General features: G+C 65.8%; 15 protein-coding genes. 7 read left to right on the top strand and 8 right to left on the bottom strand.

Annotated elements, in window-relative coordinates; genetic code table 11:
- Positions 1-9: 9 nt before the first annotated feature.
- Positions 10-1,593: a heme-binding domain-containing protein gene (locus NT151_12695; GenBank protein MCX6539774.1), complete on the bottom strand. Its 1,584-nt coding sequence runs from the start codon at positions 1,591-1,593 to the stop codon at positions 10-12.
- 89 nt (positions 1,594-1,682) lie between these two features.
- Between NT151_12695 and NT151_12690 the strand changes: the two genes are divergently transcribed.
- From NT151_12690 to NT151_12675, 4 genes are all read left to right on the top strand, one after another.
- Positions 1,683-2,096 carry an SET domain-containing protein-lysine N-methyltransferase gene (locus tag NT151_12690; protein ID MCX6539773.1) on the top strand — a complete coding sequence of 138 codons (414 nt, stop codon included), beginning with the start codon at positions 1,683-1,685 and terminating at the stop codon, positions 2,094-2,096.
- A gap of 27 nt (positions 2,097-2,123) precedes the next feature.
- The gene (locus NT151_12685) at positions 2,124-2,804 is read left to right on the top strand and encodes an alpha/beta fold hydrolase (protein MCX6539772.1); all 681 of its coding nucleotides are present in this window, start codon (positions 2,124-2,126) and stop codon (positions 2,802-2,804) included.
- A 36-nt stretch (positions 2,805-2,840) separates the two neighbouring features.
- Positions 2,841-5,195, top strand: a complete 2,355-nt coding sequence (locus NT151_12680) for a SpoIID/LytB domain-containing protein (GenBank protein ID MCX6539771.1) — start codon at positions 2,841-2,843, stop codon at positions 5,193-5,195.
- Positions 5,196-5,278: 83 nt separating this feature from the next.
- Positions 5,279-6,898 (top strand): VWA domain-containing protein, encoded by a 1,620-nt coding sequence (locus tag NT151_12675; GenBank protein ID MCX6539770.1) that lies wholly within the window; start codon positions 5,279-5,281, stop codon positions 6,896-6,898.
- 53 nt (positions 6,899-6,951) lie between these two features.
- Here NT151_12675 and NT151_12670 read toward each other — a convergent pair whose 3' ends face one another.
- The 5 genes from NT151_12670 to NT151_12650 are packed head-to-tail and all read right to left on the bottom strand — an operon-like array spanning position 6,952 to position 14,343.
- Positions 6,952-7,401, bottom strand: a complete 450-nt coding sequence (locus tag NT151_12670) for a hypothetical protein (protein MCX6539769.1) — start codon at positions 7,399-7,401, stop codon at positions 6,952-6,954.
- A 24-nt stretch (positions 7,402-7,425) separates the two neighbouring features.
- Positions 7,426-8,157, bottom strand: coding sequence for a hypothetical protein (locus NT151_12665; protein ID MCX6539768.1), 732 nt, complete (start codon positions 8,155-8,157; stop codon positions 7,426-7,428).
- Entirely contained in the window at positions 8,154-12,899 is a 4,746-nt protein-coding gene (locus NT151_12660; protein ID MCX6539767.1) for an MG2 domain-containing protein, read from the bottom strand. The genes NT151_12665 and NT151_12660 overlap by 4 nt, the downstream gene beginning before the upstream one ends.
- Complete coding sequence (locus tag NT151_12655; protein MCX6539766.1) at positions 12,896-13,594, bottom strand: DUF1175 family protein; 699 nt, start codon at positions 13,592-13,594, stop codon at positions 12,896-12,898. Before NT151_12655 ends, NT151_12660 begins: the two co-directional genes overlap by 4 nt.
- Positions 13,573-14,343 (bottom strand): DUF2461 domain-containing protein, encoded by a 771-nt coding sequence (locus tag NT151_12650; protein MCX6539765.1) that lies wholly within the window; start codon positions 14,341-14,343, stop codon positions 13,573-13,575. The genes NT151_12655 and NT151_12650 overlap by 22 nt, the downstream gene beginning before the upstream one ends.
- A gap of 137 nt (positions 14,344-14,480) precedes the next feature.
- Here NT151_12650 and msrP point away from each other — a divergent pair, with 137 nt between their 5' ends.
- On the top strand, positions 14,481-15,428 hold the full coding sequence (gene msrP, locus NT151_12645) for a protein-methionine-sulfoxide reductase catalytic subunit MsrP (protein ID MCX6539764.1): 948 nt from the start codon (positions 14,481-14,483) through the stop codon (positions 15,426-15,428).
- Positions 15,429-15,448: 20 nt separating this feature from the next.
- Positions 15,449-16,063 (top strand): sulfoxide reductase heme-binding subunit YedZ, encoded by a 615-nt coding sequence (locus NT151_12640; protein ID MCX6539763.1) that lies wholly within the window; start codon positions 15,449-15,451, stop codon positions 16,061-16,063.
- 195 nt (positions 16,064-16,258) lie between these two features.
- Here NT151_12640 and NT151_12635 read toward each other — a convergent pair whose 3' ends face one another.
- Positions 16,259-16,885, bottom strand: a complete 627-nt coding sequence (locus NT151_12635) for a VTT domain-containing protein (GenBank protein MCX6539762.1) — start codon at positions 16,883-16,885, stop codon at positions 16,259-16,261.
- A gap of 79 nt (positions 16,886-16,964) precedes the next feature.
- Here NT151_12635 and NT151_12630 point away from each other — a divergent pair, with 79 nt between their 5' ends.
- Positions 16,965-19,937: an FAD-binding and (Fe-S)-binding domain-containing protein gene (locus tag NT151_12630; GenBank protein ID MCX6539761.1), complete on the top strand. Its 2,973-nt coding sequence runs from the start codon at positions 16,965-16,967 to the stop codon at positions 19,935-19,937.
- Here NT151_12630 and NT151_12625 read toward each other — a convergent pair whose 3' ends face one another.
- Positions 19,938-20,072, bottom strand: coding sequence for a hypothetical protein (locus NT151_12625; GenBank protein ID MCX6539760.1), 135 nt, complete (start codon positions 20,070-20,072; stop codon positions 19,938-19,940).
- Positions 20,073-20,195: the final 123 nt, after the last annotated feature.

Below are 20,195 nucleotides of genomic sequence, written 5' to 3'. Positions count from 1 at the left end.
GTCGGTGCCTCACTTTCCCGTTGTCAGCATGATCTCGGCCAGACCCCCGGGGCTCACCAAGCCCGAGACCACGAGGGTTCCCACTGGCAGCGCCGGACCGACTTGCGCGCGGAAGGCGTTCAGCACGGCTGGGGCCTTGCCGAGGTCCGTCACGTAGACCACCGATTCAATCACATTCGACCACTGCGCGCCGCCGAGCGCGATGGTCCGGCCCAGCCGCGCCAGGATCTCCCGGGCCTGCAGAGCGGCGTCAGGCGTCTTGCCCGGGACGATCCCGAGCATGCCCGACGCGAACAGGCGTGGACCGATGTTGATGGCGCCGCTCAGGTTCGGGCTCGGGATGCCAGCCGTGCCGTCGGCGATCGGCGTCGTATAGGCCACGCGCGCGCCACCCTTGACCGCGACGAATGTGATCTCAACCAGGTAGCCCGAATTCGTGAGCCCGGTGATGACCGTGGCCCGCGCCGGCGGGTCCTTCGGCCAGGCCGACCGGTAGGTCTCATTCATCCTGGCAAAGTTCGCGACGTCTGTCAGAAAGACCCGTGCGCTCACGACGTCGTTGAACCCGAATCCCGCCTCCGCCAGAATCGCTTTCGCGTTTTCGAGTACGGTCCGGGTCTGCACCGTGATGTCGCCGTTGACGGTGGTGTTGTCGACGCCGCGCCGCGCAACCAGGCCGGCCAGAAACAACGTGTCGCCGCTCTTGACGGCGTAGCTGTATGGGCTGGGCGATTTGAGCCAGGCTTTCGGATGAATCGTCTGGCGCGGCGTGTCGGGCGTGGCCGCGATGGCGGTTACCTGAATCAGGGCGCCCGGCGACGGCAGTCCCGCGATGACCGTGGTGCGGGACGGCGGGTCCTTTGGCCAGTACTTCGCCCACACCTGGTTCATCGCCGCGAAGTCCTCGGCGCGTTTCAGATAGACCGAGAGCGTCACCACGCGATCGAGACTCGTGCCGGCCTTTGCCAGGCGTGCCTTCAGTTCGTCCAGCACGCGCGTGGTCTGCCTGCGGATGTCCTCGGCCACCGATGGCGGCGCGATTGCCGCGCCGGGCAGGATGCCAGACACGTAGACGAAGCCTCCGTAGGTCGAGGTCGGCGCGAAGGCTGGCATCGTGGCGATCGCCTCCTCCTGCATCAGGCGCGCTCGCTCTGCGCTCGTCCAGTTCGACACGATCTGCTTGTCATCGTCGGACATCTTCGCGTCGCGGTGGATGAGCAGGTAGCTGGCGAGTGGCATCTCGCCGTCGGTGACGAGACGCTGAATTTTCTCGAGTTCCTTGACGCGGCGTTTCGCCGGCAGGGTATTCCACGTCGAGAAATTCAGCTTCTGGCGGCCTTCGTTCACGTGGTCGGCCATCATCCACGAGACCGGCGTCACATTGGTGTACCAGGGCCAGATCGTGGTGTGCGCGTGGCAGTCGTAGCACCCGCGCTTGAGCGTCGCCACCACCTGAGCTGGCACGTGCCCACCGGCTTCGAGCGCCTGCTCCGGAACGACAGCCGGGTTGGTGCGATCAGGCCTGATGAACTGGGCGGCTACCACCACGACCACGAAGCCCAGCACGATGCGTCGACGTGTTGAGTGTGACATCTCGCGCTCCGTTTTCCGCTTCGCCGTCATGCTGCCATCGATACGAGGCAGTTGCCCTCCCCGGGCCTGCGCAGTGTATCTTAGAGCAGATGAAGACACCCTCGTATCCCCGTATCGTTCGCCGTCGTTCCCGCCTCCACGGCTGGGGCGTCTTCGCGATCGAGACCATCCCCAAGAACACACGCATCATCGACTACGCTGGAGAGAAGATCACGACGCGGGAGAGCCACGCGCGGGAAGCCGCGCATCAGGCGCACGGCCATATCTGGCTGTTCGCCATCAACCATCGGTGGGTGCGCGATGGCGAAGTGGGTGGCAGCATCGCTCGCTACATCAACCACGGCTGTAAACCGAACTGCTACTCGCGCGTCGTCGGCGACACCATCTGGATCTGCGCGGCGCGGACGGTACAACCGGGCATGGAATTGTCGTATCGGTATTACACCGGCGGAAAGGCGGGCATTGCCTGCCAGTGCCGGCCCGGCTGCACGACGAAGCTCTGACGGTCTGACGGGGGCGACGCCAGGACAGTGAGACACCTCATCTACCTGCACGGGTTCGGCTCGTCTCCCGAGTCGACCAAGGCGCGGTTGTTCGCCGAACGGCTCTGTCCACTCGGCATCGATGTGCGCTGCCCGGATTTGAACGAGCCCGACTTCTCGACGCTGACCACGACGCGGATGATTGCGCAGGTCGAGCAGGAGATGGCGTTGCTGCCCCACGGGCCGCTGGCGCTGGTTGGATCAAGTCTGGGCGGCTTCGTGGCGTACCAGGTGGCGGTCCGGCAGGCCCGGGCCCGCGATGCCGGCATGCCGGTTCGCTCGCCGATCGATCGCCTGGTGCTGCTCGCTCCAGCGCTCGATTTCGGGCGATCGGGATTCGGACCGCTGGATGCCGCCGGTCTCGAGCGGTGGCGCCGGACGGACCGGTACGACGTGATGCACTACGCGTTAAACCAGATCAGACCAATCCGTTTTGCCTTGTACGAAGACGCGCAGAAGCACGATTCCTTCGCCGAACAGATCTCGACACCGACGCTCATCTTCCACGGCCGGCGAGATGATGTGGTCGACCCCGCGATGGTGCAGCGATTCGCGGCTGGGCGGCTTGGCGTCTCCTTGCGCATGCTCGATGATGACCATCTGCTAGGCGCGAATCTGGAGTTGATCTGGGCCGAATCGGCGCGGTTTCTCGGCGTCTCGGGTCGGTGACGCGGTTGCTGCGCACGCATCGGGTCGGGAGACCGTGTGATTGCTGAACGCGTGCGTCTGTCGAGGTCCAGGTTATTGGCGGCCGTGGGCGCCTTGCTATGCCTTGCCGCCTGGCCTGGCCTGGCCGCCGCCCAACCCGCGTCATCAACCGGTCCCGCCTACCTTCTGATCGACCTCTCATCGAAGCGTGTCGTGGCCGAGTCGCGCCCCGACGTGCTCGCCGCGGCGACCGCGCCGGGGTCGGTCATCAAGATTGCCACGCTTATCGCCGCCATGGAGCAGGGCGTCGTCGATGAGGCGACGCGCATTGTGTGCCGACGCACCGTGACGGTCGATGGACGCACCCTCACGTGCGTCCATCCCGACCTGCACCGGCCGCTGGGTGCGTCCGAGGCGCTGGGCTATTCCTGCAACGTGTTCTTCGCCACCGTGGCTCAGCGCTTGCCGCGCGCGGCGCTCGACGATGTGCTCGTTCGCATGGGGCTTGGGCCGAGTGGCGGCGGCGCTCCGACGGCACTCGTCGCGTTGGGCCTGGCTGGCGTCTGCGCAACGCCGCGGGGCCTGCTGGACGGCTTCATCAGAGTGACAGGACCAGCCTCATCATTCCGCATGTCCGACCGGACGCGGGCGACCGTGATTGGGGGGCTACGGATGGCGGCGACGGTGGGAACGGCATCCGCGTTTGGCAGCGCGGGAGTCCCGGCGCTGGCCAAGACAGGCACGGCGCCGATGGCTGGCGGGGGCTACCTCGGAGTGGTCGTCGCGACGACACCCGACTCGAAGCCTGCTTACGCGATCGTCGTTGTCGTACCAGGCGGCGCCGGTGCCGATGCGGCTGCGGTGGCCGTCGACGTACTGAGGACGTGGGGCATCGCGCGAGCGAGGGATGGCGGGGGGGCGACGCAGGCGCCATCAACGCCTGATCTCGGCAGCACTGGCGCGGCCGCACGGAGCGTAAGCCGTTCCGTGCGCTCGGGCGAGGTTCGCATTGGCATCACCCGGCGCGGAGGCGGCTACGATCCTGTCTGGCTGCCTCTCGAATCCTACGTCGCGCGCGTGGTGGCCGGCGAAATGTCCGCGGGCGCTCCGATGGCGGCGCTCGAGGCGCTGACGATCACCGTGCGGACGTTCGCGGCAGCCAACCGGGGACGTCATGCCGCCGAGGGGTTTGACTTCTGCGATCTCACGCACTGCCAGGTGCTTGGCCTTGCGACAGCGGAGACGGAGCGAGCCGCGCGGTCGACTGCGGGCCTCGTGCTGCGCGAAGGGGATCACGTCGCTCGCGTCTTCTATTCGGCCTGGTGCGGCGGTCACACGGAAGCGCCGTCGCATGTGTGGGCAGGCGCCGACGATCCCGCGTATCTGCCTGCGCGACCGGATCCGGCGTGCCAGAACGAAGCGGGATGGACGAGCGAGGTCGCGGAACCGCAGTTGCGCCGGGTGTTGGAAGCCGCCGGCTTGCGCGGTTCGGCGGTGCGCGGCTTCAGCGTCGCATCGCGACATCCGTCCGGACGCGCCGCGATGCTCCGCGTGGAGGGGATGGCGCCCGATCACATCGATGCCAACACCTTTCAGTTGGCCGCCGGTCGTGTGCTTGGCTGGCAGGTCGTCAAGAGCACCCTGTTCAACGTGCGGCGTTCTGGTGTCGGGTTTGTGCTCTCGGGCCGTGGCCTCGGCCATGGCGTGGGCCTGTGCGTGCGCGGCGCGGCGAGTCGCGCTGCGCAGGGTCGAAGTCGGGTCGAGATCCTCGCGGCCTACTTTCCAGGTCTTCAGGTGGCCGCCCTGTCAGGCACGGACAGCGGGGCCGGCGGAGCGGTGATGTCTGGAAGCGATCCGGCCATTCGCGTCCTGCTGCCCGAAGCCGATCGCGAGCGTCTCGATGAGGTGCGGTCGCTGACGCGCCAACTGGCTCGCGTCATGTCGTCCAGCCTCGGCGTGGCATTGCCGTCGGTGCTGGACCTGCAGTTTCACCCGACGGTCGAAGCGTACACGCGGGCGACGGGGCAGCCTTGGTGGACGTCGGCGCGCACGAAGGGGTCGCGGATCGATCTGCTCCCGCTCGATGTGCTGCGGAAGCGGGGGATCCTCGAACTGACGCTGCGGCACGAACTGGTGCACGTCCTGATCGATCCCCTCCTGCGCGATCGCCCGCTCTGGGTCCGGGAGGGACTGGCCATCGTCAAGGCCGGAGAACGTGCGGCGGGCACCACCGTAGGACGATCCACCCGCGGCCCGAACTCAGCAGCCGGGCCTCGCGGCGTCGCTTGTCCGGCCGACGCCGACTTCCGTGCGGCCGCTTCACCAGAGGCGTGGCGCGGTGTGTACGAAGCGGCCGGCGGTTGCGTGGCCCGCGCGCTGGCCTCCGGCACGCGCTGGCAGGATCTGCGCTGACGACTACGTCGACAGCGGCTTGTTTTCCCGAGTCAGGAAAAGGCAGAATGTCTGGAATTCGGCTGTCCCCAGAGAGGTGCCTGATGTCGCGACGCCTGTATCCAGTCTGCGCGTTCCTCTTCGTGTTGGTGCTCGTCGGCTTCCCGGTCACGCACGCCATGCCGCAGGCGCCGTCCGCGTCGCCCGCGCAAGCCCCGCTTGACCTCGTGCCCGTCAACGTTCACGTGGTCGACCGGTCCGGCAAGCCGGTCACCGACCTGAAACAGGCAGACTTCACCGTGACCGAAGACGGAGTTCCACAGCAGGTCCGGCACTTCACCTTGCAGGCGCTCGCGCCCGACACATCGTCGCCCGACGCCGCATTGACCCTCCGTAGCGGCATGACGTTGGGCCCGCAGAATCGGCGCATGTTTGTGATCGCGCTGGGCCTGGGCCGGCTCGAAGTGCCGTCGGGATACATCAGCGGCCTGCTGCGTTTCGTGAAGACCCGGCTGCTGCCACAGGACCAGGTGGCGCTGTTTGCCCACGACCGTGCGCTCTCGTTCACGACCGATCATCAGAAGATCGCGGAGGCGCTCGAACGGTTCAAGAAGTCGCACGAGGACGTGGACTTCGCGCTGGGCTTGGAGTTGGGCGCCACCGGGATGGCGCCGCTCTACGGCAACCGGGTGCTTCCCAGGAAACTGCAGACCAAGATCGACGCGATGGTCCTCGGGCCGGGCGCGAAGCCGGCGACCCCGACGTCGGCTGAGGCGATCGAACGCGAGGCGTTCGGCGGGATGTCCCTCGACGACTTCATGGCGTCGAGCGCCACCACGCTCAAGGACCATGAAAATTTGATGGCGTTGATGGAGTACCTGCGGCGCTTCGACGGCGAGAAGGACGTTCTCTTCGTCACCGAAAAGGGATTGATCTGGCCGAGCGACGAGAACGATCGGGCGCTCGCGTCCATCGCGAACGACGCGCGGGTGTCGATCCACGCGCTCCAGGCCGGCGGCATGCTCGCGGCGGAGTCGGGCAGGGAGCTGAACGCCACGGCGCAGCAGGCGATGTCGTTCCGGAGCCTCAGGACGATCTCAGATCTGACGGGCGGGCTGGCGGCGATCACCGAGAATGGACAGGCGGTGCTCGACCGACTGGACGAGACGACCAGGACAGGCTACGTGCTCGGCTACCGGGCCTCGAACACGGCGTGGGACGGCGGCTACCGGAGCATTGACGTGAAGGTGAACCGCCCCGACGTCACGGTGCTGTTCCGGCACGGGTACTTCCGTGCATCGGAGATCGGCACGTTCGACCGACGCGCGTTCGTCGCCAACGGTCGGCTCGGCGCGGCTGGGAATTTCCGGCGCGAGGTGAACGACATCAAGGTGAAGGCGTCGGCATCGCAGGGCGGGGGCGCCACCCTCGCCGTCGAGGGCAAGATCGACCTGTCGAAGATCAAGGTCACGACACTCGGCGGATTGCGCGTCGGCCTGCTCAACGTTGCGGTCTTCTGCTTCGATAGCGCGGCCAATCCGATGGGAACGTATGTGCAGGCGCTGCCGTTGCAGTTGAGCGAGGAGGAATACGCGCGCTTCCTGAAGAGCGGGTTTCCGTACGTGATTCAGTTCCCGAACATCCGCGGCACGCAGAACATCCGGTTCGTCGTCTACGACTTCGGGTCCGACCTGCTCGGCCGCGTCGACACAAGGGTGTTCTGAGTGGAAGAGAACAGGGCAACCGCCGACCGAGGCCGGGAGCGTGCCGCGGCACGCTAACCGGCTTCGCTCCTGATTTCCCATTCAGTCGAGCCGGCCGTCAAGAGCACCAGGCCGGTGCCGGCGACCGTCAGTGTCGCGATCATCCGCAGCACGAGCATGGTCAAGCCGAACATGATGTCCTGCTGGTCGCTGACCACCGTCAAGAGATAGAGCTCCCGATCGCTTTGAGGGCTGAACCCGCGGATGTGAACGGGTGGTGGCGTCAAGGCGTGGCCCAAGCGTGCGAGTGGCTGATCGAACACGCCTTCGTCGTTGCCCCGCTCGCCCAATCGCTGGCCGGCATAGGCTCCGTAACTGGCCGCCACCACAAGCAGCACAAGACCGACGGTGATGCGCCGCCGGCAGCGGCCGCGCAAGGCAGACCAGTGGAAACGAGATGTCGGGAGTTTCAGTCGGAACGGCATCCCGTCATTGTAGCGAACGTGCGCGAAGTGTGATTTCACACCCGGGTTCGAGGGAACTGGCCGCTACTGTCGCTTCTGAGCTTCCCGACTGATCGCTCGAAGCACAGCCGCCCACGCCAGGTTCGCGACCAGGAACATCAGCGAGAGTTTGGTCACAGCAAATGCCGGTTCAAACCACGTGGCGGAGACGCTCTTGGGCTGCCAGCGCCAGTACGCGAGATGTGACGGCAGGAGCACGCCGACCACGAGGGCGGCGGCGATGATGACGAGCTGGCGCCATGCGAACGCCCGGCGCGCCCATGAAACCGACGCAAGCCCGCCCAGGCCCGTTCGGAGCAGACCGACAAAGAGCGCCAAGGCAAGCGACGCGCCGAACCCATAGCGGACAAACGCAATCAGGTGCTTCCACCCCGACATCAGGACTGCGGTGTTTGTCCATCCGGTCTTCAACAGGATCCAGGCATCGATCTCGCTCCAATGCCGGTCGAGCCATCCCGAGGCGAGCCCCGTGATCCACCAAACGAGGGCGAAGACGACCAGCGGGAACACGACCAGCCAGGCGCGTCTCGCGGCTGGCGTCAGGCTTGCCCGCAGGCCACCGTCGGCCTGCCAGGCCCGCAGGCCAACGCCCTCGACAAGCCCGAGCCACCACACCATGCCCAGAACGAGCAGCAGGGAAGTGCTCAGCATGAGCACATTCGATTCGGGCACCAGGAGCAGCGCCCAGTACAACCCGCCAAGCACGGCATGTCCGACGACCAGCCAGGCGAGGATCGCGGCGGTTCGCTTGATCACTGCTGACCTCCCTTGGCCGGTGCGGCGGCCGGCGTCGTCGCTATCCCCGTCGCTGCCGATTCCACCGTCACAGTAATCGTATCGCTCGAGGCCATGGCATCCGGTACATACATCGCGGAGATGCGCGCCGGCGTCGCGCGGAAGATGCCCGGCGTCGTGACTTTCAGCAGATAGCTAAACTCGTAACGGCCCTCGCTGAACGTTTCCAGAAAGAACACGACACGACTGTCGCGGAACTCCCGCCGGCTGCCCCACCAGAAGGATCGCTTCTGCTCCAGCGTGTACAACTGGTCCTGCTGGATCGGTTCGGTGCCAGCCGGTATCGGATCCTCCAGCATGAGGTAGCGCCAGTCCTTCGAACCTGCCGTGGTCAGTCGCACGAGCAGCAGGTCCCCGGGTCGGGCCGTGCCGGCAAACGGCGTTTCCCGGTAGACGATGCGGCCTTTGACGGTCACTGGAGACAGGGTGAAGTAGCAGCGTTGCAGCGCGAGCTTGCGCGAGCCCGTGCGCTCCTGCGCCGCTGTGGTGTCGTAGTAGGTCGCCTGCGCCGCCCAGTAGACGGCGCCGCCGCCCCGCTTGACGATGCGAATGGCATTGGCGCCCGAGCGTGCGGGAGCGGTCAGCTCAATTGGATCGGGAGACGTGATTGCCGCGGCAGTGAAGCGTCGTGTGCCGATGGATGTGCCGTTGACCAGCACGTCCACCTCGCCATCGCTCGCGGTCTCGCCTCGCGCCCTCATGAAGTCGAGCAAACCGTAGAGCACCATGGCGGTTTGCTTGGTGCTGGCCCAGTAGATGCCATACGTCCGGTTGAGCAGCAGCCACCGCACGGCCGGTTCGAGCAGGGGGTTCTTCGGATCGCGCCGGGCGAGCGCACGCACGGCGAACGCGGTCGCCTCGACGCTGGTGTCGGTGAAGTCCTCGAGCAGCGGATCATGGTCCGTGGGCCACCAGGCGAGGTCGCCTTTGCGCTGCGCCGAGGCCGTCAGTTCTTTGGCCAGGTCGTTGCCGCGCACGTCTTTCACGAGATCGAGTGCGAGCAGAAGGAGGCTCTGGCCGTAGGCCGTCATGCGGCTTCGCGCGGCCCACAGTTCATCGAGCGCCGTTTTCTGGGTCCAGCCCTTTCCCTCCGCGTCGTCGCTCTCAACGGCGATTCCCTGCGCCCCGCCCAGCAGAAGCACGTATGTGCTGTAGACCTTCAATTCCGGGATCGCGCGCGGGTACTCGGCATACAATCGCCGCAGGGCACCCAGGCCCCTCTGAATAGTCCACCGGTCGACTTTGTAGCCGGCGGCCTTCGCTTCGAGAAGTCCGTAGACAGCGTACGCCGTCATGAACGGGTGGTTCTCGTCGGTCTTCCACCATCCCCATCCGCCATCATCGTGCTGGTAGTCGCCAATGCGGGCGAGTCCTTCGGTGACTTGCCTGTCGAGCGACTTGAGACTCTCGGTCACCGGGAGCTTAAGATCCGCCAGCGCGCGCCGCGCGATCAGATTGGGCACGAAGCTCGAGAGTGTCTGCTCCGTGCATCCGTATGGATACGACGTGAGGTACTCCAACGCGCCAAGCAGCGGGCCTGCCAGCGAAGGCGCGATCTGGACCCGCACGGTGCGGGCCGCGGGATTGGCCGTGTCGGGGATGGTCAGGTCGGCGGTCTGTTCACCCGCGCCGACGATGGAACCGGCGGCGCCGGATTCGCGCTTGAGCCCGAAGGGCAGCACGGGGAACGGCAGTTCGACCGCGTCCGAATCGGATGGCGTCGTCGCCGACCCGGTCACCGTGGCCGTTCCCACGATCGAGGCTTTCATCCGCCAGTCGATGCGGGCCTCACCGTTTTGCGCGACCTGCAACGTGCGCGGTTGCGACAGATCAACGGCGGAGCCAGCCGCCTCGCCGGTGGCGAGTCCGGTGACCTTGCCCGTGAGGCTGACGGTCTGATCGCCGGTTGTGAAGTTGTGCACGATAACCGGCAGGTCGAGCGTGTCGCCTTCGGTCAGGAAACGCGGCGTGACGACGCGCAGGATCAGGTCCTTGGTGGTAGTCGTCCGCGCGAGTCCCGCACCGACCTTCGTGTCGGCCGTCACGGCGCGCGCCGTCAGCCGCCACGTGGTGAGTGCGTCGGGGTAGGGCACCTCGACGTTGGCCTTGCCCTGTGCATCGGTGACGAGATCGGCCGTCCAGAAGATCGCGTCGGGGAAGTCCTTGCGCACCTGGGGCCGGGGCTTTTCGCCCTTGAAGTCGGCCAGGGTCAACGGGCGGCGCCGCTGCCGCTGGGTGAGCAGCAACTGCTGCGCCCCGGCGTAGCCGGTAAACGAATAGTCGCGAGAGAACTCCGTGTTGACCCGGCTGTAGTTCAGCCGGTAGAAGAACCGCAGCGGATCCGGCGTGTCATCAGGTTTGACGCCATACACGGCTTCGTCGATGACGCCAACGCTCAATTGCGCCTTCACGGGCTGCCCGACGGCGTCGGTGACGGTGAGCGTGAACCGGCCGGGTTGCCTGGGCTTCGACACGTTCTGCTCGGCAGCGACCGCCACTTGCAGTTGTCGTGACGTGGCGGGCACTTTCAGTCGCTTTTCGGCCCGGTACAGCCGATCCTTGCTGACGAACACGACATTCACGTATGTGTCGCCGAGGTCGCCCTCGACGACCGGGACCTCGATGGTGCTGTCCTTGCCGACGCGGGCTACGCGATAGTCGGAGATCTGCTGGCCTTCCTTGGTGACCAGGACGGGGGCCGTCACCTCGCCCCCTCGAATGATCAATCGTGCGGTGTCTCCAGGTTGGTAGGACTTCTTGTCGGCCACCAGTTCGAGATTGGTGTCGGACTCATCGACCAGGTCCGATCGCGCGCCGGACACCCACACACTCGCCGTGTCCTGCACGGCTCTGCCCTCGCTGTCGCTTGAGACGCGGAATCGATACGTGCCGGGTTCGGCTGGCAGGGTGGCCGCCCATTCGGCCCGTCCGTCCTGGTCGGACTGCACTGTACCGTCCGCGATCGAGGTGACGGTCGGATTGTCCCACCGCCCCTTTTCGTAGACGAGCCGTTCCAGGGCCACGCGCAGGGTGGTTCCTGACTGCGGGGCGCCTAGATAGTCGAGCACCTTCATCGTGACTTGCGCCCGCGTTCCGGGTCGCTGCACGAATCGATCGGGCTGGGCCGTGATGAAGAACTTTCCGAACGTCGCGTGCACGAACGTGTGGCCGCTCACCTCGCGGCTGCTCGCATCGGTGACGCGCGCCTCGATGCGGACGGAGTAGTCGCGGCCCTTGTCGTTGACGGCGAGCGGAATCGACACCGTCACCGTGCCCTTTTCATCGAGCCGCGCCGACTGTTCGCTGGCCTCCTCGCCGCCCCACCACCCGCCGCCTTCCTCGTCGCTCTCGTCACCCCAGCGTAGCGGCGAATAGTACGGCTGCTTGTGGACGACGTACGTCACGATGCCATTGGCGACCGGCTGGCCAAAATAGTACCGGGCCGTGATGGTGGCCGAGGCCTGGCGACCCTGCACCACAAAGCGATCCGGGCTGACGACGGTCACCTCGAACTCGGGTTTCCGGTACTCCTGCACCTCGAAATGTCCGGTCGCCTTTTCATCACCGGATGTGACCGTGATCGTGTAGAAGCCCAGTGCCCCCTTCGCCGGGACGGGGAACGACGTGTTCAGGGTGCCAAACGCATCGATGGGGCGGGTGTCGCGGTACACGACCTTGTCGCTCTCATCGGTAATCGAGACCTCCGCCTGTTTCGCGTCAAGCGGCACCAACTGTCCGTTGGCGCGCCACCGCAGCACGGCCTTGATCCGGGTCGTGTGGCCGGGCCGGTAGATGGGCTTGTCGGTGTAAATGTATCCGGTGAGTTCACGCGCTGGCTCGCGCATCGCCCAGCCGCCGGGGTCGGTGGCCGTCACCTGCGATCCGCACCGCGCGACGGTGACGACCGACTCGGGCCGGACCGCGTCGACCGCCGCCATCACCAGGCCGTCTTGATTGGTCCTGCCGGCGTTGCTGACCTTCCGATCGACGATCGTCTGGACGTCGCAATCCTTCTGTGGTTCACCGGTGATACGGTGCGCGGCGTACACGAGAATCTGCCCGGGCGCCGTCTTCGTGACGAGCCCGATATCCGAGACCATCACGATCGTGTAGGCCCTGAGCGGGGCGCTGACCGCTTCCACGAGATAGACGCCGGGATCGTGCACGTCGAGCGGGATCCGCCGTGTCTCCGGATCACGAGCGAGCGGCAGCAGTTCGCGCCATGACGTCACCAGGCGGGACGCATTCAGCAACGGCACCTGCGCGAACGTGTTGTACTGCAGCGTCTGGCGCTGCACGACCTTCTCCTTGTCCTGCGCCTCGCGCTGCTTGAGTCGGTAGGCGTGGCTCACCTGGGCGCGCAGGAACATCCGCACGTCGGCACGGCGCGAGGCCTTCCAGAGCGCGATGCGCTCGAGCCACGTCCGTTCCTGGGGCACTACCGGCTTCTCGCTGCCCAACTGGTGGGGATCGCGCAAGCCGGCGAAGAAGGCAAGCGGATCAACGACCCGATATACCCGGAAATCCAGATGGTCGACGTTCTGGTAGGTCAGGGAGAACGCCGACTGATCTTTCGTCAGATAGATCTGGCTGCTCCACACGTTGAAGGCCGGCCCCGCATTCTGGTCCAGTGCCTGTGCGGCGAGCCTTGCTGGCGCGAACCCGACGAGCGCCAGGAGGAACAACACGTGTAGTCGTTTCATAGCCAGGCCAGTCGATAGATGCCAACAAACGAAGGGTTCTGCAGGATCGGTCGCCAACGCGCGGCGGGATGGCGCAATAAGTCGGTCAGCCGGGTCTTCCGTACTTCGCCCGGGGTCCCGTCGGTCGGACCTGTATGGTAGACGATCCAGTCCTGTCCGTCCCGCTCAAAAAACGAGGGGCCGACGTACACCATCAAGTGGTCCTGGGCGCGCTGGTTCTCCTGCCTGAAATAGAGGAGATCGGCGGGGCGCAAGGCCCCGGTGTCGCGCCCGACACTGCGGCTGTTCAGCGTAATGATGGTCCGCGCATCCGCGAACTCCGCGTAGCGGTGGTCGTCGACGCGGAATAGCGGCCACCCGTCCGGGCGAGGCTGCGGTCGCGAGCGCACATCCGCGAAGGGCGGAGAAAGGGGGAGGCCGGCGAGCCGGTGCCACTCAGGCGTGTGCACGCGCATCGCCTCGCGAACGGCGTAGCGGACCAGACCCGCGCAGTCGGCGACGTCGGTGGTGTGGCGGTAGAACTGCGTGTCGGCCAGAAACGTGAACCAGGATCGGAACGCGCCGCGGTCGGTTTCGTCGCTAAATCTGATCTGGGCCTGCGCGGCAGCAGCGACCAGCACGAGGCCGACGAGCCCCGTCGCCAGTCGCCCGGCCATCCCGGCGACCATACGCGCTACCTCTCGCTCGACAGCCATGTGGAGGGATCAGAGCCCCGCCCGCGATCGGCGATGAGCGGCGCGTTGAGAAACGCGATGAGGGGCGAGAGTGTCCGAAACGCTGTCAGAATCGACCGGTAGAACCCGGGAGACGTGGCGAATGCGGCCGGCTTCTCACATCCGGCCAGAAACTGCCGGAACTTCAGAAACTCCGCCGCTGGATGATCTTTCGGAAAGCCGAGCGGCACGCGCTTCAGCTGGTCGCCCGTGATCTCACCGAAGACCCGACGGAAAGCCGGGGATTCGACGATGGTGCGCAAGCGCCGGTGGTTGGCCGCGATGTGTTCGCGCACCAGGTGCAGTTGCGAAGTCGACGGCATGTACATTCCACCGCCGTACCACACATGCTGCGGCGCGACCTCCAGGTACAGGCCCGCACACTCGTGCTTGGGCAGCAGCCGGTGGGGAAACACCGCGGCGATATGCGTCTTGAGCGGCGTCTTGTCCGCGCTGAACCTGGTGTCGCGGTAGATCCGGTACATGGACGCGCGCGGCGTCGCGATCAGATCGGGCGCGAAGTCGCGGAAGTCGACGGCCAGTCGCTCTACCAGCGCAGCCATCGGCGCCCGCACGACCTCCTCGTAGCGGTCCTTCCGCTCCTGAAACCATTCGCGCCGGTTGTTGCGGGCGAGGGCGCGCAGAAACGCGAGCGTCTGCGAGGTGAATCGGGCCGGCGAGCCGCCGTCGGCCTGGCGTGCGGTGCGTATAGTCGGTCGTTTCTGTGGCATGGGAGGGGTCTCCGGGAGAAGTGTCCCGAAGTGTACTGCGGTGGCCAGGGAAAGCCAATCAGGTGACGCGGGTGACGCGGCTGATGCAAGTGGCAAGACGGCCCCACTTAGGGGTACGCTGGGGGTGAGAGGCCCCCATGCTCACACGAATAGCGTCACCCATCCGATCTTCCGAGATCACCGACGAAGGTGTTTATCTGCGGCGGCGGGAGTTCATCCTGGCAGCCGCCGTGCCCGCTCTGGCTGCGGCCGCCGGATTCTTGCGCGTCGTCGCACTCGATGCCGCGCAGGACCAGATTCCCAACGTCCGCAAGAGCGCCTACACGGTGAACGAGGAGTGGAATACGTACGGCGACATCACGTCGTACAACAACTTCTACGAGTTCGGCACCGACAAGGCCGACCCTGCACGAAACGCCAGGAACTTCAGAGTCAAGCCGTGGACGGTCAAGATCGACGGCCTGGTCAACAAGCCGGCCGATTACCAGTTTGAGGATTTGATCAAGCCCCACGCCCTCGAGGAACGCGTGTACCGACTGCGCTGCGTCGAGGCCTGGTCGATGGTCGTCCCATGGGTGGGATTCCCGCTGGCAGAATTACTCAAACGCGTCGAGCCCTCGTCACAGGCGAAGTTCGTGGAGTTTACGACGCTGGCCGACAGGAATCAGATGCCCGGCCTGCGATCGGCGATCCTGAATTGGCCGTACGTCGAAGGATTACGACTCGACGAAGCCATGCACCCGTTGACCATCCTCGCGGTGGGGCTGTACGGGCGCGTGCTGCCTGGTCAAAACGGCGCGCCGCTCCGGCTCGTGGTGCCGTGGAAGTACGGCTTCAAGAGCATCAAGTCCATTGTGCGCATCAGGCTGGTCGAGCAGCAGCCGACAACGGCGTGGGAAGCGTACGCGCCGCAGGAATACGGGTTCTATTCCAACGTGAATCCGCAGGTCGACCATCCACGCTGGAGCCAGGGAAACGAACGGCGCATCGGCGAGTTCTCCAAGCGAAAGACGCTGATGTTCAATGGCTACGCCGATCAGGTGGCCGGGCTGTACGCTGGCATGGACTTGCGGCGGAATTACTGACAAACGGGGGCGACGGCCGGATGATTCTGATCCTCAAGACCGTCGTCTTCGTCGCTGCGCTCGGCCCGCTTGCCTACCTCGGCTGGGGGGCGTGGACTCACGCGCTCGGCGCGAATCCCATCGAGACCATCACGCACGAGACCGGCCTCTGGACGCTGCGGTTCCTGCTGCTGACGCTGGCGGTGACACCGATGCGTCGCTGGACCGGCTGGAACGACGCGATCCGATTCAGGCGGATGCTTGGGCTGTACGCCTTCTTCTACGGATCGCTGCACCTGATGACGTACGTCTGGCTGGATCAGTTCTTCGATGGCGCCGCCATCATCAAGGACATCTACAAGCGGCCTTTCATCACGGCGGGCGCCACGGCCTACACGCTGATGCTCCCGCTGGCGTTGACGTCGACCGCTGGGATGATTCGCCGGCTGGGCGGGAAGACGTGGCGGAGGCTCCATCGACTGGCGTACGGCTCGGCGATCGTCGGCGTCGTGCACTACTGGTGGCTGGTGAAGGCCGACATCCGGCCGCCGCGCAACTACGCCGTCATCGTCGGCGTGCTGCTCGCGTCGCGGATTTGGTATGCGATCGCCCGCCGGCGTTCGACAGGTGGTTATCGCATCGGGGGGCGCGGTTGATGGGGTAGATGCCAGGAACAAGGACTGGAGACTCGTCTTCTCCTTCGACAGCTCTCCTGGGGGCTGGGTCTTCAGCACTGGAGGCCGGGTCTTCCGCCTTCGCTGCCTTCGGCAGCTCCGGCGGACCGCCGTAGCCTTGGCGGAGGCGGTCAGACCCGGCAACTCGGCGCGGGTCGATTGACCGCGCCCTTATCACTACGCTTTTGCCGTCCTCGACCGGAGCCAGGCGATCAGCGCCGGCAGCAACGACAGGACGATCACAATCGCGACGACGATGTGGATGTTCTTGTCGATGTTGGGAATCACGCTGCCGAGCAGGTACCCGGTGAGCGTCATGCTCGTAATCCAGATGATCGCGCCGATCACGTTGAACGAGGCGAAGCGGCGGTAGGTCATGTCGGCCGCGCCCGCGACCACCGGAGCGAACGTCCGCACGATGGGCATGAACTGCGCGAGGATGATCGTCTTGCCGCCGTGCCGCTCGTAGAACTCGTGCGTGCGGATCAGGTGCTGGCGGCGGAAGAAGAACGAATCGGGCCGGCTGTAGAGCGCCTTCCCGGCACGTTTGCCGATGTAGTACCCGGTGGCGTTGCCGCAGATGGCCGCGACGATGAGCGCCGGGATCACTTCGTAGATGTTCAGGAGTCCACTGGAGGCGACCACGCCTGCCGTCACGAGCAGGGAGTCGCCCGGCAGGAAGAAGCCGACCATCAGGCCGGTTTCGGAGAAGATGACGAACATCAGACCGATGAGCCCGCCGACCTCGATGAGCTTCGGGACGTTGTAGACGAGGCGGAAGAAGTCCTGGATCAAGTCGAACACGCGAACCCTCTCTCTGCCGTCCAACGGTCGGCGACAATCCTCCAAGTATACAACGCTCTGGTATGCTGAGGGCCGCGCCATGGCTACTCCGACGCTCACCGCCAACGCCCGCTCGACCGCGGGAACCACTGACATGCGCGAGGCGCTCGAACTCGCGGCGCTGCTGCGCGCGCGCATCAAGGGCGACGTCAAGTTCGACCCCGCGAGCCGTGCGCTCTACGCCACCGATGCCTCCAACTATCGGCAGGTGCCGATTGGAATCGTCGTGCCCCGCGATGTCGACGATATCGTCGAGACCGTCGCCGCGTGCCGGAGCATAGGGGCGCCCATCTTGTCGCGTGGTGCGGGCACCAGTCTCGCCGGTCAATGCTGCAACGTCGCGGTCGTCATCGACATGTCTCAGTACGTCAATCACATCGTGTCGATGGATCCAGTGGCGCGCCAGGCGCGCATCCAGCCGGGCGTCGTGCTGGACCGGCTGCGCGAACTGGCAGAGACGCATCATCTGACGTTCGGGCCCGATCCCGCGACGCATCGGTGGTGCACGGTCGGCGGGATGATCGGGAATAACTCGTGCGGTCCACACTCGGTGATGGCGGGCAAAACCGACGACAACATCGACGAGTTGGAAGTGTTGACCTACGACGGCCTGCGGATGCGGGCCGGGGCTACCTCTGATGACGAACTCCACCGCATCATTCGCGACGGCGGACGACGAGGAGAGATCTACAGCGGTCTTCGCGCCCTGCGCGACAGGTACGGCGACCTGGTTCGCGCACGATTTCCGCGAATCCCGCGCCGCGTGTCCGGCTACAACCTCGACTTCCTCCTGCCCGAGAACGGGTTTCATGTCGCGAGGGCGTTGGTCGGGACCGAGGGGACGTGCGTCACGATCCTCGAGGCGACCGCTCGCCTGGTGCCGAGCCCGCCGGCGCGCGCGTTGCTGCTTCTTGGCTTCGAGGATGTGTATCGTGCGGCCGACGCCGTACCGTTTGTGGTCGGCTACGGCCCGATCGGTCTCGAAGGTATCGATGCGTTGCTCGTCGAGCACACGCGGAAGAAGAAGCTGAACGCCAAGGGGCTGGCGCTGCTGCCGCCTGGCGGAGGCTGGCTGTACGCGGAGTTCGGGGGCGAGACGATCGCCGAGGCGGAGGCCCGGGCTGAAGCGTTGATGGAGGGATTCCGCTCGCGTCCGGATATGCCCGCGATGCGGCTGTTCCGCGATCCGATCGAGAGTCAGCAGGCCTGGAGTGTCCGGGAGTCGGCGCTGGGCGCCACCTCGTTCGTGCCCGGCGAGGGCCATAACTGGGAAGGCTGGGAAGACGCCGCTGTGCCGCCGGAGCGGCTCGGCGAATACCTGCGCGAGTTTCGCAAGCTCATGGCGGCGTTTGGTCTGCAGGGCGCGCTGTATGGGCACTTCGGCCAGGGCTGCGTTCACACGCGAATCAATTTCGACCTCAAGTCGACAGAGGGCATCGCCGCGTATCGCCGGTTCGTCGAGCAGGCCGCCGACATGGTGGTCGGCTACGGCGGGTCGCTCTCGGGCGAGCACGGCGACGGGCAATCGCGGGCGGAGCTTCTGCCGCGGATGTTCGGCGAGGAACTCGTCCAGGCGTTTCGCGAGTTCAAGGCGATTTGGGATCCTGGCAACCGGATGAACCCAGGCAAGGTCGTCAACCCGTACCGCCTCGACGAGCACCTCCGGATGCCGCAATATCATCCGCCACACGTGGCGAGCCGGTTCGCGTATCCGATCGAAGGCAGCTTCGCTGATGCGGCCGTGCGCTGCGTCGGCGTGGGGAAGTGCCGCAAGACCGACATCGGGTCCATGTGCCCGTCCTACATGGTGACGCGCGACGAGCAGCACTCGACGCGAGGCCGGGCGCACCTGCTGTTTGAAATGCTCCAGGGCGATGTGGTGAAGGGCGGCTTTCGCAGCGAGGCTGTGCGCGAGGCGCTCGATCTGTGCCTGTCGTGCAAGAGCTGCAAGAGCGAATGCCCGGTGGGCGTCGACATGGCCGCCTACAAGTCGGAGTTCCTGTCGCACTACTACGAGGGACGGCGGAGGCCGTTGCGCGCGTATGCGTTTGGGCTCATCCATCGATGGGCCGCGATGGCGGAGTATGTGCCGTGGCTGGTCAATTTTTTCACGCAGGTGGCACCGTTCAGCACAATTGTGAAATGGGCGCTCGACGTCGCACCCGAGCGGCGCATGCCGGCGTTTGCCGCGCGCAGTTTCAGGCGGTCGTTCACGCCCGCCACACGCGAAGCCGATACGCGCCCACGCGTGCTCCTGTGGGCCGATACATCGAACAACTACTTCCACCCGGAGGTGGCCAGGGCGGCCGCCGATGTCCTCGACGCGGTCGGCTATCGCGTGGAGATCCCGCGGGAGCATCTCTGCTGCGGCCGTCCGCTCTACGATCACGGCCTGCTCGACGCGGCTCGCCGTCAACTGGTCGACATCCTCGAGAGCTTGCGCACCGACATCGAATCCGGCGTGTCCATCGTCGGGCTTGAGCCAAGTTGCGTGTCCGTTTTCAGGGACGAACTGCTGCGCTTCTTCCCCGATGATGCGCTCGCGAGGAAGTTGAGCGAGCAGACGTTCTTCCTCACCGAATTCCTGGAGCGTGAAGGAAAGACCGTGCCCGCCACGCTCACCGGCCGCGCCATTGTGCAGGCGCACTGTCACCACAAGGCGTCGCTTCGGATCGACGACGAAGTCGCGGTGCTGAAGAAACTGGGGCTCGACTTCACGCTGCTCGACGCGGGCTGTTGCGGCATGGCAGGCGCCTTTGGATTCGAGCGCGACCACTACGACGTGTCGATCCAGGTGGGGGAGCGCGGGCTGCTGCCCGCAGTGCGCGCGGCCTCGGACGACACGTACATCGTGTCGAACGGGTTCAGCTGTCGCGAGCAGGTGACGCAGGCGACCGGTCGTCGCGTGTGGCACGTCGCCGAGTTGCTGCGCGAAGGCCTGCGGCGGAGCCGTCGGGAGGAGGCTGTGGCGTCGGGAGACGCGGCGCCCCCGGCAGTCCCGCGCCAATCCTGATCAGGAAGCGTCCGGCGTCACGATGGTCAGCGAGGGAAATACCGGGGCGAAGTCGGTCGGGTTGCGCGTTAGGAGGCCCTGGCGGGTGCTCGCAAACGCGCCGATGAGGACATCCGCCACGGGTCGTCTTGGCATCCGCCGTGTCCCGAAAGAGCTTCGGCGATCCAAGAGAGCACCGGGGCGTCGAGCCGTGACGTGCCTCGGTCCGTCCGAAGTCGGCGCCCGCTCGCACGGGGCGCGGATTTCAATCGTCGCCGA

The sequence above is a fragment of the Acidobacteriota bacterium genome (assembly GCA_026393675.1).
Lineage (GTDB): Bacteria > Acidobacteriota > Vicinamibacteria > Vicinamibacterales > JAKQTR01 > JBAXOX01.
Note: the sequence above shows the minus strand (reverse complement) of the source record. Positions and strands in the feature narration are given on the sequence as shown.